The 14,640-nt window shown below is 72.8% G+C and carries 13 protein-coding genes; 10 read left to right on the plus strand and 3 right to left on the minus strand.

Going from position 1 to position 14,640, the window contains the following annotated elements; genetic code table 11:
• Window positions 1-61: 61 nt before the first annotated feature.
• Complete coding sequence (xylA, locus tag AB0947_RS19885; protein WP_366751638.1) at window positions 62-1,228, minus strand: xylose isomerase; 1,167 nt, start codon at window positions 1,226-1,228, stop codon at window positions 62-64.
• A gap of 159 nt (window positions 1,229-1,387) precedes the next feature.
• On the opposite strand from xylA, the gene xylB reads away from it, so the two are divergent.
• From xylB to AB0947_RS19920, 7 genes are all read left to right on the plus strand, one after another.
• Window positions 1,388-2,833, plus strand: coding sequence for a xylulokinase (gene xylB, locus AB0947_RS19890; protein ID WP_366751639.1), 1,446 nt, complete (start codon window positions 1,388-1,390; stop codon window positions 2,831-2,833).
• A gap of 51 nt (window positions 2,834-2,884) precedes the next feature.
• Window positions 2,885-4,093: an ROK family transcriptional regulator gene (locus AB0947_RS19895; protein ID WP_366751640.1), complete on the plus strand. Its 1,209-nt coding sequence runs from the start codon at window positions 2,885-2,887 to the stop codon at window positions 4,091-4,093.
• A 446-nt stretch (window positions 4,094-4,539) separates the two neighbouring features.
• Window positions 4,540-6,024, plus strand: coding sequence for an APC family permease (locus tag AB0947_RS19900; RefSeq protein ID WP_366751641.1), 1,485 nt, complete (start codon window positions 4,540-4,542; stop codon window positions 6,022-6,024).
• An 80-nt stretch (window positions 6,025-6,104) separates the two neighbouring features.
• Entirely contained in the window at window positions 6,105-7,118 is a 1,014-nt protein-coding gene (locus AB0947_RS19905) for an acetamidase/formamidase family protein (RefSeq protein WP_366751642.1), read from the plus strand.
• An 82-nt stretch (window positions 7,119-7,200) separates the two neighbouring features.
• Window positions 7,201-7,800 (plus strand): N-acetylmuramoyl-L-alanine amidase, encoded by a 600-nt coding sequence (locus AB0947_RS19910; protein WP_366751804.1) that lies wholly within the window; start codon window positions 7,201-7,203, stop codon window positions 7,798-7,800.
• Window positions 7,801-8,070: 270 nt separating this feature from the next.
• A complete protein-coding gene (locus AB0947_RS19915) occupies window positions 8,071-9,378 on the plus strand; it encodes a GAF domain-containing protein (RefSeq protein WP_366751643.1) in 1,308 nt (435 codons plus the stop codon).
• Between the two features lie 55 nt (window positions 9,379-9,433).
• Window positions 9,434-10,957, plus strand: a complete 1,524-nt coding sequence (locus AB0947_RS19920; RefSeq protein ID WP_366751644.1) for an aldehyde dehydrogenase family protein — start codon at window positions 9,434-9,436, stop codon at window positions 10,955-10,957.
• A 157-nt stretch (window positions 10,958-11,114) separates the two neighbouring features.
• Here AB0947_RS19920 and AB0947_RS19925 read toward each other — a convergent pair whose 3' ends face one another.
• Complete coding sequence (locus AB0947_RS19925; RefSeq protein WP_366751645.1) at window positions 11,115-11,858, minus strand: class I SAM-dependent methyltransferase; 744 nt, start codon at window positions 11,856-11,858, stop codon at window positions 11,115-11,117.
• Window positions 11,859-12,133: 275 nt separating this feature from the next.
• Between AB0947_RS19925 and AB0947_RS19930 the strand changes: the two genes are divergently transcribed.
• The 3 genes from AB0947_RS19930 to AB0947_RS19940 all read left to right on the plus strand — a co-directional run bounded on the left by AB0947_RS19930 (window position 12,134) and on the right by AB0947_RS19940 (window position 13,519).
• Entirely contained in the window at window positions 12,134-12,358 is a 225-nt protein-coding gene (locus AB0947_RS19930) for a hypothetical protein (protein WP_366751646.1), read from the plus strand.
• On the plus strand, window positions 12,306-12,602 hold the full coding sequence (locus AB0947_RS19935) for a LysR substrate-binding domain-containing protein (protein ID WP_366751805.1): 297 nt from the start codon (window positions 12,306-12,308) through the stop codon (window positions 12,600-12,602). Before AB0947_RS19930 ends, AB0947_RS19935 begins: the two co-directional genes overlap by 53 nt.
• Window positions 12,603-12,715: 113 nt before the next feature.
• A complete protein-coding gene (locus tag AB0947_RS19940; protein WP_366751647.1) occupies window positions 12,716-13,519 on the plus strand; it encodes an MBL fold metallo-hydrolase in 804 nt (267 codons plus the stop codon).
• Window positions 13,520-13,542: 23 nt separating this feature from the next.
• On the opposite strand, the gene AB0947_RS19945 is transcribed toward AB0947_RS19940, so the two are convergent.
• The gene (locus AB0947_RS19945) at window positions 13,543-14,634 is read right to left on the minus strand and encodes a HAMP domain-containing sensor histidine kinase (protein WP_366751648.1); all 1,092 of its coding nucleotides are present in this window, start codon (window positions 14,632-14,634) and stop codon (window positions 13,543-13,545) included.
• Between the last annotated feature and the right edge of the window lie 6 nt (window positions 14,635-14,640).

The following is a 14,640-nucleotide window of genomic DNA, read 5'->3' on the forward strand; positions in this document are numbered from 1 at the left end:
CACCGGGCTCACGGCCGGGGGCCGGGGTGAGCGGCTGGCGCTCGCCCCGGCCCTCCTGCGTTCAGCCCCGCGCTCCGAGCAGGTGGTCCATCGCCAGCTGGTCGAGGCGTTCGAAGGCCATGCCGCGCGCGGCGGCCGCCTCCACGTCGAACTCCTCGAAGGCCGCGCGGTCGGCGAGCAGGGCCTGCAGGCCGTCGGCCGCGGTCGGCTGGGCCAGCTCGTCCAGGCGCGAGGCGCGCAGGGCCTCCTGCACCTCGGGGTCGGCGCGGAAGGCGGCCGCCCGCTCCTTCAGGATGAGGTAGTTGCGCATGCAGCCCGCCGCCGAGGCCCACACGCCGTCGAGGTCCTCGGTCCGCGGCGGCTTGAAGTCGAAGTGGCGGGGGCCTTCGTAACCGGCGCTCTCCAGGAGGTCCACCAGCCAGAAGGCGGACCGCAGGTCGCCCGCGCCGAACCGCAGGTCCTGGTCGTACTTGATGCCGGACTGACCGTTGAGGTCGATGTGGAAGAGCTTCCCGGCCCACAGGGCCTGCGCGATGCCGTGCGGGAAGTTCAGGCCGGCCATCTGCTCGTGGCCGACCTCGGGGTTGACGCCGTAGAGCTCGGGCCGCTCCAGGCGCTCGATGAAGGCCAGCGCGTGCCCGACGGTGGGCAGCAGGATGTCGCCGCGGGGCTCGTTCGGCTTGGGCTCGATGGCGAAGCGGAGGTCGTAGCCCTGCGAGGTGACGTACTCGCCGAGGAGGTCGAAGGCCTCCTTCATGCGGTCCAGGGCGGCCCGCACGTCCTTGGCGGCGCCGGACTCGGCGCCCTCGCGGCCACCCCAGGCGACGTACGTCTTCGCACCCAGCTCGACCGCCAGGTCGATGTTGCGGATCGTCTTGCGCAGGGCGTAGCGGCGGACGTCGCGGTCGTTCGCGGTGAAGGCGCCGTCCTTGAAGACCGGGTGCGTGAAGAGGTTCGTGGTGGCCATCGGAACGGTCATGCCGGTGGCGTCCAGGGCCTGGCGGAACCGCTTGACGTGGGACTCGCGCTCGGTGTCCGAGGAACCGAAGGGGATCAGGTCGTCGTCGTGGAAGGTCACTCCGGAGGCACCCAGTTCCGCCAGGCGCTGCACCGTCTCGACGGGGTCGAGGGCGCGGCGGGTGGCGTCGCCGAACGGGTCCCTGCCCTGCCAGCCGACGGTCCAGAGTCCGAACGTGAACCTGTCCTCGGGGGTGGGCTGGTAGCTCATGCCGCGGCTCCTTGCTCTGTTGCGACTATTTCGTCATGGCGGTTTACAAATTAGTATGCCGACGCACCTCTGGGAAGAGACAAGATGTCTTCGACAGCAAGGTGTCTTCGAAACCACACACCCGCACGTCCCGCGGAGCCGCGGAAGAGGGAGAGCCCGATGTCAGCAGCCGAGGGTCCGCTCGTCGTCGGGGTGGACACGTCCACCCAGTCCACGAAGGCACTGGTCGTCGACGTGGCCACCGGTCAGGTGGTGGCGAGCGGCCAGGCACCGCACACGGTCTCGTCCGGCGCCGGCCGGGAGAGCGACCCGCGCCAGTGGTGGGACGCGCTGTGCGAGGCACTGCGCCAGTGCGGTGACGCGGCGCACGAGGCGGCCGCGGTGTCGATCGGCGGCCAGCAGCACGGCCTGGTCACCCTGGACGAGCGCGGCGAGCCGGTGCGTCCGGCGCTGCTGTGGAACGACGTCCGCTCGGCGCCGCAGGCCGTGCGTCTGGTGGAGGAGCTGGGCGGGCCGAAGGCCTGGGCGGAGCGCACCGGCAGCGTGCCCGGCGCGTCCTTCACGGTCACCAAGTGGGCGTGGCTCGCCGAGCACGAACCGGAGGCGGTCCGCGCGACCCGGGCGGTACGGCTCCCCCACGACTACCTCACCGAGCGCCTGACCGGGCAGGGCACGACCGACCGCGGCGACGCCTCCGGCACCGGCTGGTGGGCGTCCGGGACGGAGGCGTACGACGAGGAGACCCTCGCGCACGTCGGCCTGGATCCGGCGCTGCTGCCCCGGGTGGTACGACCCGGCGAGGTGGCCGGCACCGTGCGCGACAGCCACGACCTGCCGTTCTCGAAGGGCACGCTGGTGGCCCCGGGCACCGGCGACAACGCGGCGGCGGCCCTGGGCCTCGGACTGCGTCCCGGCACGCCGGTGCTGAGCCTCGGGACGTCCGGCACGGTCTACGCCGTCTCCCGGCGCCGTCCCACCGATCCGACCGGGACGGTGGCGGGCTTCGCCGACGCGCGCGGGGACTGGCTCCCCCTGGCCTGCACCCTGAACTGCACCCTCGCGGTGGACCGCGTCGCGGACCTGCTGGGCCTGGACCGCGAGGCGGTGGAATCCGGCGGCTCCGTGACCCTGCTGCCGTACCTGGACGGCGAGCGCACGCCGAACCTGCCGCATGCCTCCGGAGTGCTGCACGGTCTGCGGCACGACACCACCCCGGGTCAGCTGCTCCAGGCCGCGTACGACGGCGCGGTGCACGCGCTGCTCGGGGCTCTCGACCTGGTCCTCGACGAGGACGCGGACCGCGACACCCCCCTGCTCCTGATCGGCGGCGGGGCGCGCGGGACGGCCTGGCAGCAGACCGTGCGCCGGCTCTCGGGACGGCCCGTCCAGATCCCGCAGGCCAGGGAACTGGTCGCCCTGGGTGCGGCGGCCCAGGCGGCCGGACTGCTGACCGGCGAGGATCCCGCGGCGGTCGCTCGCCGCTGGAACACGGCCGCGGGCCCCGTCCTGGAGGCCGTGGAACGGGACCGGGCGACGCTGGACCGGATCACCGGGGTACTCTCCGACGCGGCCCCGCTGCTGGAGCGGGGGACGGACACCGAGTGACCGATCCGCCCGCGACCAGCCGGGCGGCAGACACCGAGGATCGACGGAGGCATGACCGCACCGCTGCACGAGGCGCGCCCATCGGGCGCCGGGCGCGCCCTGCCGGACACCCAGCAGGGCATGCGCCGGCGCAACCTGGCCCGGGTACTGCACGCCGTGAGCGCCGAGGGCTCGCTGTCCCGGGCGGCGGTCGCCTCCCGGATCGGACTGACGCGGGCCGCGGTGTCGACCCTCGTGGACGAGCTGATCCGCTGGGGCCTGCTGGAGGAACTGGGGCCCGAGCGGCCGGGGCGGGTGGGCCGGCCCGGGTCGGCGCTCGCGGTGAGCGGGCGGGGGCCCGCGGGGATAGGGGCCGAGATCGGCGTCGACCACCTCGCCGTCTGCGCGGTCGACCTGCGCGGCGAGGTCCGCGCGCGGGCGGTGCGGCGCGGTGTCAACCGGGGCCGGGCGCCGGAACCGGTGATCGAGGAGCTGACGGCGCTGATCCAGCAGGTCGTCGCGGAGGCGGAGCGCGCGGAACTCTGGCCCGCCGGGCTCGCGGTCGCCGTGCCCGGCCTGGTGGCGAGGGACGGGCGGACGGTCGTACGGGCCCCCAACCTCGACTGGCACGACACCGACCTCGGTCCCCTGCTGCCCGCGCACGGGCCGCTGACCGTCGACAACGAGGCCAATTTCGGCGCACTGGCCGAACTGTGGCTAGGTGCCGGTACGCCGGGCGACTTCCTGCACGTGTCGGCCGAGATCGGCATCGGCGCGGCGATCGTCGTGGACGGCCGGCTGCTGCGCGGCACCCGGGGCTTCGCGGGCGAGCTGGGCCACGTGCCCGTACGACCGGACGGTCCCCCCTGCCCGTGCGGCAGCCGGGGGTGCCTGGAGCAGTACGCGGGCGAGGAGGCGGTCCTGCGCGCGGCCGGGCTGGAGCCGCGGGACGACCGGGTGGGCCTGCTCGCGGAACGCGCCGAGGCGGGCGACGAGAGGGTGCGGTCCGCGCTGCGGGACGCCGGTACGGCCCTCGGCATCGCCCTGACCGGAGCGGTGAACCTGCTCGATCCCGAGACGGTGGTCCTGGGCGGGGCCCTGGCCGATCTGTCCCCGTGGCTACTGCCGTCGCTGGACACGGAGCTGTCGGGCCGCACGGCCGGCCCGGCCTGCCCGGTGACGGTCTCCCCACTGGGCCCGCAGGGCCCCCTGCTGGGCGCCGCGCACTCGGTCGTCCGGGCGGTACTGGACGATCCGGCTGTGGTGGCGGAACGATCCTGACGCGGCTCGGCGCGCGCCGGGGAACCCGACCGGTGGAGTCGGGTGACGGACTGAGTCCCCCCGCGGGACCGAGTTTCAGCCGTGGGCGCGGCCCACCCGGGCGGTGATGCCCGGGAGATGGTGCCCAGGCGGCGCTGCTCGCCGGGACGCCGGACCACGGGAAGCATCCCCGGTCGGCTGCGGGGCAGGTGGTCCTCCGCGGTGCGCGCGGTGCCTGGCACGTCGCAGCCGGCGCCTCGCCGGACCTCACCCGATCGAGTGAGCAAGTTGTCCACAAGCCGCGACTCGTCCACGGAACCGTGGCACCCCCTTCTGCCCAACCCGCCCGAGTCGTACCGTGATTCACGCGAGGCCCAGCCGACGGATCGTCACCAAGCGGCAGGCGCAAGCGGCATCAGGAGTGCGCGGGCGGCGGTGGCGGCGGACTGAGACGTATCGGGGGACACATGCACGGAGAGACGAAGGGGACGCTGCGGCGCGACGCCATCGGATTGCGCGAGGTGCTGTTCCAGAGCATCACGGCGATGGCGCCGGCCGCCGCGGTGGCGGCTTCGATTCCGTCGGGCGCCGCTTTCGCGGGCGGCAGCCTCCCGCTCGCGGTGCTCGTGGCCCTGGTGGCCTGTCTGTTCACCGCCTCCTGCGTGGCCGAGCTCGCGCGGGAGCTGCCCGCGGCCGGCTCGGTGGCTACGTACGCGGCAAAGGGCCTGCACCCGGCCGTCGGCTTCCTCGTCGGGTGGGCCTACGTCTTCGTGGAGATGCTGGTGCCGCCCCTGCTGCTCCTCCAGCTGGGCTTCACGGCGGCGGGCACGCTGCACGAGGAATGGCCGGCGTACCCGGCGGACCTGTGGTGGCCGTGGGCGCTGGCGGGTGCCGTGGTGATCGCCGTCTCCGGCTATCTGGGCGTCCGTGCCTCCGCCCGCTTCGGAACCGTCCTCGGCGTCTTCGAGATCGTCGTCCTCCTGGTGTTCGCCGTGCTGCTCATCGGCAAGGCGGGCAGCGCCAACACCCTGTCGGTGTTCGGTACGTCCCACACCGCCGACGGCTACACGGGGGCCGCCGGGGTGTTCGCCGGGTCCGTGTACACGGTGCTGGCCTTCGCCGGGTTCGAGGCGGCGGCGCCGCTCGCCGAGGAGACCCGTGACCCGCGGCGGACCATGCACCGCGCGGTTCTCGGAGCGGCCGTGGGCATCGGCCTGTTCTACGTCCTCACGACGTACGCGATGACCGTCTACTTCGGCCCCGACCGCTTCGCGGAGTTCGGTGCCTCGGGCGAGGCGTCCTGGGAGGGCGTGGCCCGGGCCTCGTTCGGTCTGTTCTGGGTGCTGGTGTTCCTCGCGGTGGTCAACTCGGCCATCGCCAACGCCAACGCGAGCGCGAACGTCTCGACCCGCACGGCCTTCGCCCTCGCCCGCGTCCGCGTCCTGCCCGGCCTGCTCGCCACGCTTCATCCCCGGCACCACTCCCCCGTGGCCGGCATCGCCGTGCAGACCGTCGTCGCGGTCGCAGCGGTGCTGGGGCTCGGCTTCGCCTACGACCCGGTGACCGCGTTCCTGCTGCTCGCCACGGTGATCGTCACGGTCGTCGTCGGCGTCTACATCGTCGTGAACCTCTCCTGCGCCGGCCATTTCCTGCGCTCCGGCCGGGCTTCCTTCGCACCGGTGCGGCACCTGCTGTTCCCCGTGCTGGGCATCGCCGCGTTCGTGCCCGCCCTGCTGACGGCGGCCGGCCTTCCGGTGTTCGACTTCGTGACGGAACTGACGGCACCGGTGTCCTACGCCGGTCCGGTCGTCGGCGCGTGGATGGCCGTGGGAGTGGTCGTGCTGGTCGTGCTGATACGGCGGCACCCGGAGCGGATAGCGGAGACCGCGCGGGTGCACCTCGACGCGTACGACCCCGGCGCCGGCCGCATGAACGGATCCGTGCCGGGCTGACCACCCCTCACGTGGGGCACCGCCCACGCCCGCCCGCGTCCCCGTCCCGGGGATCGCCCTCAGAAGGGAGTCACGCCACGATGACCGACCCCCGGATCCTCACCGTGCGCCCCGAACCTGACCAGTACGCGTGGACGTTCGGCGGAGCGGCGCCCCTGGCGCGGATCGCGCCCGGTACGGTCCTCGACCTCTACACGGAAGACTGCTTCGCGGGCCGGGTCCGCTCCGAGAAGGACCTGGTGTCCGAGGTGTGCGAGTTCCCCTTCCTCAATCCGCAGACCGGGCCCTTCCACATCGAGGGCGCCGAGCCCGGTGACACCGTGGCCGTGCACTTCGTGTCGATCGAACCGGCCCGCGACTGGGCGGCGTCCACGACGGTCCCCCTCTTCGGTGCGCTGACCTCCACGCACACGACGGCCACCCTTCAGCCACCGCTGCCGGAGCGGGTGTGGATCTGGCAGCTGGACCGAGCCCGCGGAACGGCCCTGTTCCAGGCCCGGGACAGCGACCTCCAGGTGGAGCTGCCCCTGGACCCGATGCACGGCACGGTGGGTGTGGCCCCCGCCAACCTGGAGGTGCGCTCGGCCCTGGTGCCCGACGCCCACGGCGGCAACATGGACACGCCGGAGATGCGGGCCGGCGTCACCTGCTACCTGGGTGTCAACGTCGAGGGCGCCCTGCTCAGCCTCGGCGACGGGCACGCCCGGCAGGGCGAGGGCGAGACCTGTGGCGTGGCCGTGGAGTGCGCGATGAACACGGTGGTGGTCGTCGACCTCCTCAAGGACGTCGCCACACCGTGGCCCCGGCTGGAGTCGGACACGCACATCATCTCGACCGGTTCGGCCCGGCCGCTGGAGGACGCGTTCCGGATATCCCAGCTCGACCTGGTGCAGTGGCTGGTGCGCGACTACGGGTTCAGTGAGCTGGACGCCTACCAGTTCGCAACCCAGGCGGTCGAGTCACCGTTGGCCAACGTGTGCGACACGAACTACACGTGCGTGGCCAAGCTCCGCAAACAGTGGCTGCCCGCGCGGGAGACGTACCGCGGCGTGCACGCCCGGCTGCGGGAGACCGCGCGGGCCCTGCGTCGCTGACGTCCCCGTCGTACCCCCGACTCCCGAAAAGCCCGCCGAACGGCATTCCCCGAGCCATCCCGAAAGGCATCCCGCCATGGACATGGACCGAGCCAGACCCCGGCTCAGCCGGCGCCGGCTGCTCAAGGGCGCGGCACTCGCCGCCGTCCCCTACGCGCTGCTCCCCGAGCCGCGGGCCGGCGCCCAGAGCGCGGCTGTCGACTATCCGCCCGCCGAGTGGCACGCGGCCAGCAGCTCCAACTACACGGCGTCCGTCCGCCCCGGCGACTACACCATCGACCGAGTGATCATCCATGTCACACAGGAGACGTTCACCGACACGCTGGCGATCTTCAGCGACCCGCAGAAGAAGGTCTCCGCGCACTATGTGGTCCGCTCGGCGGACGGGCACGTCGCCCAGTGCGTCCACGAGACCGACATCGCCTGGCACGCGGGCAACTGGGGCTACAACACGCGCAGCATCGGCATCGAGCACGAGGGCTGGATCGACCAGCCGGCCTACTTCACCGACGCCCTCTACGAGGAGTCGGCGAAGCTCACGGCGGCGATCTGCGCCAAGTACCGGATCCCCCGGGACAGGGAGCACATCATCGGCCACTACCAAGTGCCCGGAACCGACCACACCGACCCGGGGCCGTACTGGGACTGGGTGCGGTACATCAGAATGGTCAACTTCGCCTAGGAGGGCCTCTCGTCTGGATCATGCCGGGCTCGCGGGCCCTGGCACCGCTCCCTGGTCCGGCCTGATCCAAACGGAAGACCTAAGCCGGAGGCGGAGCCGCCGTCGCACCGGTTGTCCGCGTGACCGCCCGGGACGACGATGGTCCCAGCCGCCGTGGCAGCCGTTGTGCCACCGCTCAGCCCGCCGCATCACCGCCCGGAGCCGCCGTAGGCCCTATCACCGTCCCGTACCGCACCGCACCACCACCGTTCCACTGTCCGGGAGGCCGAGTTGAGCGATCCGTGGGTTGCCCTGGAGCCGGGGGCCGATCCCGCCGAGCGGGTCCGGTTGCTGCGCCGGGCGCACGAGACGTTCACCACGGTGGGCACGGTGCCGCGTCCGGTGCGCTCGGTGGTGGCGGAGTCGTGGCGGCGCAGCGCGCGGGCCGGTGTCGGGCCGGACGGCGCCGCCAGCGTGGAGCTGACCGACGACGATCTCGGCGCCTACCGCGCGGAGCATCCGCTGTCCCGGGTGATGCCCCTGTTCCGGGAGTTGATGGGCACCTTCGCGGCCGATGGCGAGCATCTGCTGGCGGTGTGCGACGCGCACGGCAGGCTGCTGTGGGTGGAGGGGCACGCGGCGACCCGGCGCCGCGCGGACCGGATGAACTTCGTGCCCGGTGCCCGGTGGTCGGAGAGCACGGTCGGCACCAACGCGCCGGGCACCGCGGTCGCCGTGGACCGGCCCGTGCAGGTGTTCGCCGCGGAGCACTTCATACGGCAGGTGCAGCCGTGGACCTGCGCCGCCGCTCCGGTGCACGATCCACGCACCGGTCGGGTCCTGGGGGCCGTGGACATCACCGGCGGGGACGGGCTCGCCCATCCGCACAGCCTCGGCTTCGTGCGGGCGGTGGCGCGGGCCGCCGAGGCACAGCTCGCCCTGCTCGCCCCGCCACGCGCCGCCGGGGGAGGGCCGCTGCTGAGCGCGCTCGGCCGGGACGAGGCCGAACTCGCCGTGGGAGACAGGCGGATCAGGCTCAGCCGCCGGCACAGCGAGATCCTCGTGCTGCTGTCACGGCATCCCGAGGGCCTGAGCGGCGACGAGCTGCTGTGCGCGCTGTACGCGGACGAGTCGGTGACCCCGGTGACGCTGCGCGCCGAGCTGGCGCGTCTGCGCAGACTGCTCGGTCCGGGGCTGCTCGCCTCGCGGCCGTACCGGTTGACGGCGGCGGTGGAGTCGGACGCCACCGTGGTCGAGCGGCGGCTGGAGGCGGGGGCGCTGACGGCGGCGGCGGAGGCGTACAGCGGCCCGCTGCTGCCCGGTTCCCAGGCCCCGGCGATCGTCCGGCTGCGGGAGCGGCTGGCCTGCGGGCTGCGCTTCGCGCTGATCGCGCACGGCGACCCCGATCTGCTGGCGGACTGGGCGCACGCGCCGTGGGGTGAGGACGACCTGGAGGTGTGGCGGGCGCTCGCCGCCGTACGCCCGACGGCACCGGTCCGGGCCCGGCTCGCCACGCTGGAGGCCGAACTGGCGGCGCCGGCCGGCCGGGCACGGGTACGGAGCCGCGACGCAACGTACTTGCAACGTCCGCGTCCCTAGCCTCGCGCCGAGAGCTGCCCAACGGCGGGCAGCGCTGCACCGGGAGGCAACCAGGATGACTCGTTACGCGGCGCCGGGCACCGAAGGCGCGATCGTCTCCTACCAGGCGCGCTACGACCACTACATCGGTGGCGCCTATGTGCCGCCGGCGCGCGGGCAGTACTTCGAGAACCCGTCACCGGTCAACGGTCAGCCGTTCACGGAGATCGCGCGCGGCACCGCGGAGGACGTCGAGCGGGCGCTGGACGCGGCCCACGAGGCCGCGCCCGGGTGGGGTCGTACCCCGGTCGCGGAGCGCTCCGACATCCTGCTGAAGATCGCCGACCGGATGGAGGCCCACCTGGAGCCGCTGGCGGTGGCCGAGAGCTGGGAGAACGGCAAGCCGGTCCGGGAGACGCTGGCCGCCGACATCCCCCTCGCGATCGACCACTTCCGCTACTTCGCGGGGGCGATCCGCGCGCAGGAGGGGTCGCTGGGCGAGCTGGACGACGACACGGTGGCGTACCACTTCCACGAGCCGCTCGGGGTCGTCGCGCAGATCATCCCGTGGAACTTCCCGATCCTGATGGCGGCCTGGAAGGTGGCGCCGGCGCTCGCCGCGGGCAACGCGGTCGTCCTCAAGCCGGCCGAGCAGACCCCGGCCTCCATCCACTACTGGCTGAGCCTGGTCGCGGACCTGCTGCCGCCGGGTGTGCTGAACATCGTCAACGGATTCGGCGTGGAGGCGGGCAAGCCGCTGGCGTCGAGCCCGCGGGTGGCGAAGGTCGCGTTCACCGGGGAGACCACGACGGGGCGGCTGATCATGCAGTACGCCTCGGAGAACATCAAGCCGGTCACCCTGGAGCTGGGCGGGAAGTCGCCGAACATCTTCTTCGACGACGTGTGGGCGCACGACGACGACTTCCGCGACAAGGCGCTCGAGGGCTTCACGATGTTCGCGCTCAACCAGGGCGAGGTCTGCACGTGCCCGTCCCGGGCGCTGATCCAGCGCGGTCACTACGCGGAGTTCCTGGAGGCGGCCGTCGAACGCACCCGGCGCATCAGGCCGGGTCACCCGCTGGACACCGAGACCATGATCGGCGCGCAGGCATCCAACGACCAGCTGGAGAAGATCCTCTCCTACCTGGACATCGGCCGCCAGGAGGGCGCGAAGATCCTCACGGGTGGCGAACGCATCGACGCCGAGGGAGAGTTGAAGGGCGGGTACTACGTCCAGCCGACCATCTTCGAGGGCGACAACCGCATGCGGATCTTCCAGGAGGAGATCTTCGGCCCGGTCGTCTCGGTGGCCTCGTTCGACGACTTCGACGACGCGGTCAAAATCGCCAACGACACGCTGTACGGCCTGGGCGCGGGTGTGTGGACACGGGACATCAACACCGCCTACCGCGCGGGGCGCGCGATCCAGGCGGGCCGTGTGTGGACCAACTGCTACCACGCCTATCCCGCGCACGCGGCGTTCGGCGGCTACAAGCAGTCGGGGATCGGCCGTGAGACGCACAAGATGATGCTGGAGCACTACCAGCAGACGAAGAACCTCCTGGTGTCGTACTCACCGAAGAAGCTGGGCTTCTTCTAGACACGGGGAACGGGGGCGCCTGACCGGGGAAGGCACCCGTCAGGCGCCCTTGCCGGGCGTACCCTGGACGCCGCCGTGCCGGAGCGGACGGCCGTGCTCCGGCCGCGCCGCCGGCAAGGGGCCCGCATCGAGGAGGGCGGACGGGACGCCGACCGCCTCAGCCCGCGGCCTTCTCCCACACGGACACGTGCTGCCGGCTGTCGCTGGTGAACGGCTCGCGCGTCCACCCGTCCCACCGCTCCCGCAGCCGCATCCCGGCCAGCCGGGCCATGAGGTCCAGCTCGGCGGGCCAGACGTAGCGGAACGGAACGGCCAGGTGGCTGCCGCGGCCGTCCTGGACGGAGACGTGGTGCGAGCTGACGGACTGGCTGGCCACGTCGTACAGGTCGAAGCCGAGCCGCCCTTCAGCCACCCGGAACGGCACGGCGTTCTGCCCCGGCGGCAGCCGCCGCAGATCGGGCACGGCGACCTCGATGACGAAACAGCCGCCGGGCTCCAGGTGGGCGGCGGCGTTGCGGAAGCAGTCCACCTGGGCGTCCTGCGAGGTCAGGTTCATGATCGTGTTGTAGACGAGGTAGGCGACCGAGAAGGTCCCCTCGACCTCGGCCGTCGCGAAGTCCCCGATCGTGACACCGATCCCGTCCCCGCCGGGCTTGGCCCGCAGCCGCTCGACCATCGCCCGGGACATGTCGATGCCGTGCACCTGGACGCCACGCGCCGCGAGCGGCAGGGCGACCCTCCCGGTCCCGATCCCGAACTCCAGCGCCCGCCCTCCGTCCCCGGCCAGCTCCGCCAGCAGATCCACGGCGGGCTCCACGACCCGCTGGTCGAACATCTCCGCCGACGACTCGTCGTACGACGCGGCGACGGACTCCCCGAAGTAACCGTCTTCATCGAGCATGCCGCCACGGTACGGCGATCGTCCGACCGGAGCCCGGCATTTTCCGGGGGCCCGACACGGGTACCGGGTGAACTGATGGAACGTCAAGTGGCGCGGGGTCTCGATCACCTTCCTGCGGCGGTCAGGGGGCCGTATGTGACGCCAGGCGGCGCGCGTCCGCCTGCTCAGCCGGCGCTCAGCCGTACGATCGCGCAGCTGGAGGGCGTCCTGAGCGTCCGCCTGCTCGACCGTTTTCACGGCACGTCGAACCGACGGAGACCGGCGCGGAGTTCCTCGTGCACGTCGAGCGGGTCCTCGCCGCGCTGGACCAGGCCCTCGCCGTCGCCCGCCACCGCGTCACCCTGCGGCTCGGCTTCAGCCGGCTGCTGCCCGATCCGTGGACGCAGCGGACCGTGAGCCGGTTCGAGGAGGACACCGGAGCGACGGTCGCCCTGGTCCGGACGGACGATCCCCTCCAGGCGCTGCGCCGGCGCACCGTCGACATCGCGGTGGCCCGCTGACGAGCGCCCGGCCCGGATCATCGAAACGGCGAACTACGACGAGTGGCTGGAGTCGGTGGCGGCCGGCCGGGGCATCGGCATCGTCCCGGAGGTCGCGCGGCGCCGTACCCAGCACCCGGCGGTCAGTTTCGCCCCCCTCACGGGGGCACCGCCGAGCCCGGTGCGCCTCGTGTACTTCCCCGACTCGCAGCGGACACTGATCCGCCGGTTCCTTGACGCCTCCCTGCAGACCGCAGCGGGGTGACACGCGTCCATGCCGGTGACGCATGGATGCGTCCGCGCGCGCATTTCACGGGCCGCCGGGGCATCGTTAGCCTCGACGGTGTGAACCATCCCGAGCACGCTGCGAGGACGACGATGAGCACAGGGCTGTCCCGGCAGGAATGCGCGGTCACCGTGCTGGGCGGTCCGACGGCCGTCATCGACATCGGTGGCCTGCGGATCGTCAGCGATCCGACCTTCGACGACGCGGGTCCCCAGGGGTACCTCACCAAGACCGCCGGGCCCGCCGCCGGCGAGGACGCGGTGGGACCGGTCGACGCCGTCCTGGTCAGCCACGAAGCCCACCCGGACAACCTCGACGGGCGGGGCCGCGCGTTCGCGCAGAGCGCCCCGCTGGTGCTCACCGGGCCGCTCGCGGCGGAACGGCTCGGCGCACCCGCCGTCGGCCTCTCCCCGTGGACCGGCCACCGCCTGCCCCGGCCGGACGGCGGCGGCGATCTGACCGTACTGGCCGTCCCCGCCGTCCACGGCCCCGAGGACGGCGAACGCGACGCGGACGGCAACGTCAACTGCGAGGTCATCGGGTTCGTGCTGTCCGGGCGGGGGCTCCCGACCGTGTACGTCAGCGGCGACAACGCCTCGATGCGCACGGTCGCGGAGATCTCCCGCCGGGTGCCCGGCATCGACGCGGCCGTCCTGCACGCGGGAGCGGCACGCGTGCCGGCGAAGTTCGACGGGCGGCCCCTGTCCCTGGACAGCCGCCGGGCCGCCGCCGCTGCCGCCGTCCTGGGCGTGCGGACCGTCGTACCGGCCCACTACGACGGCTGGGCCCACTTCTCCGAAGGGCTGCCCGAGATCGAACTGGCCTTCCACGAGGCCGGCTTCTCCTCCCTGCTGCGGGTCGCACCCCACGGCGTGTGGGTGCCGCTGGCCCGCTGAGCCCCGCGACCACGTCGTCGCCCTCAGCGCCAGTGTGCGGGGCCTGCCGCGGGTAGTTCGGCGGTGACGAGGAGACCGCCGGCGGCGCGCGGGGTGAGGGTGAGTGTCCCGTCGTGCGCGTGCGTGATGGTCCGGGCGATCGCCAGGCCGAGGCCGACGCCCGCGTGGTCGGTGCGGACCCGTTCGGTGCCCCGCTGGAACGGTTCGGTGAGCGTCGGGACCAGCCGCGGGTCGAGCCTCTCGCCCGTGTTCTCCACGGTGAGCACCACGGTCCGGGGGCGGACGCCGGTGCTGACCCGGACGGCGCCCTGGTCCGGCAGGTTGTGGACGATCGCGTTGTGCACGAGGTTCACGGTCAGCTGGAGCAGGAGCGCCTGCGACCCGCTCGCGGGGGCGATGTCGCCGCCGGTCTCGATGGTGACGCCGTGCTTCTCGGCGAGGGGGAGAAGTGTCTCGGTGGCTTCTTCCGCCACCAGGGACAGGTCGACGGGTTCCCGGGTGAAGGAGCGCTGTTCGGCGCGGCTGAGCAGGAGCAGTGCCTCGGTGAGGTCGATCGCCCGGGTGTTGACGGCGTGGAGGCGGTCGACGAGTTCGCCGGTGTCGCGGCCCGGATCGGTGCGGGCCACGTCGAGAAGCGCCTTCGAGATGGCCAGCGGGGTGCGCAACTCGTGAGAGGCGTTGGCCACGAACCTCTGCTGTTCGGCGACGTGCGTCTCGATCCGGGCGAGCATCGTGTCGAAGGCGTCGGCGAGTTCGCGGAACTCGTCCTCGCGGCCCGGCAGCCGGATGCGGTGGGAGAGTGATCCGTGCGTGGCCCTGCGTGTGGCGTCGGTGATCCGGCTCAGAGGGGCGAGCATGCGGCCGGCGAGGATCCATCCTCCCAGGAGACCGAAGACCAGCAGGAAGACCAGTACCGCGGCGGCCGACGGCGCGAAGGCGCGCAGGAGGCTGAACCGGACGGGGAAGACACCGTGCGTGGGGGTGTCGCTGCTGACGAGGAGCGCGCGCTCGGGGACGTACCGCAGCAGGAACAGCCACACGGCGGCGAGCAGCAAGGCACCCGCGACCATGAGGAATCCGGCGTAGCTGAGGGCGAGTCTGAGGCGGACGCTCATCCCGGG

This window comes from Streptomyces sp. NPDC047841 (genome assembly GCF_040704085.1).
Lineage (GTDB): Bacteria > Actinomycetota > Actinomycetes > Streptomycetales > Streptomycetaceae > Streptomyces > Streptomyces argyrophylli.

What these genes read in the sequence shown, in the direction of transcription:
- AB0947_RS19945 (WP_366751648.1), bottom strand. Translation starts at nt 14,634, where the DNA reads ATGAGCGTCCGCCTCAGACTCGCCCTCAGCTACGCCGGATTCCTCATG.
- AB0947_RS19905 (WP_366751642.1), top strand. Translation starts at nt 6,105, where the DNA reads ATGACCGACCCCCGGATCCTCACCGTGCGCCCCGAACCTGACCAGTAC.
- AB0947_RS19895 (WP_366751640.1), top strand. Translation starts at nt 2,885, where the DNA reads ATGACCGCACCGCTGCACGAGGCGCGCCCATCGGGCGCCGGGCGCGCC.
- AB0947_RS19925 (WP_366751645.1), bottom strand. Translation starts at nt 11,858, where the DNA reads ATGCTCGATGAAGACGGTTACTTCGGGGAGTCCGTCGCCGCGTCGTAC.
- xylB (WP_366751639.1), top strand. Translation starts at nt 1,388, where the DNA reads ATGTCAGCAGCCGAGGGTCCGCTCGTCGTCGGGGTGGACACGTCCACC.
- AB0947_RS19910 (WP_366751804.1), top strand. Translation starts at nt 7,201, where the DNA reads ATGGACCGAGCCAGACCCCGGCTCAGCCGGCGCCGGCTGCTCAAGGGC.
- AB0947_RS19920 (WP_366751644.1), top strand. Translation starts at nt 9,434, where the DNA reads ATGACTCGTTACGCGGCGCCGGGCACCGAAGGCGCGATCGTCTCCTAC.
- xylA (WP_366751638.1), bottom strand. Translation starts at nt 1,228, where the DNA reads ATGAGCTACCAGCCCACCCCCGAGGACAGGTTCACGTTCGGACTCTGG.
- AB0947_RS19900 (WP_366751641.1), top strand. Translation starts at nt 4,540, where the DNA reads ATGCACGGAGAGACGAAGGGGACGCTGCGGCGCGACGCCATCGGATTG.
- AB0947_RS19940 (WP_366751647.1), top strand. Translation starts at nt 12,716, where the DNA reads ATGAGCACAGGGCTGTCCCGGCAGGAATGCGCGGTCACCGTGCTGGGC.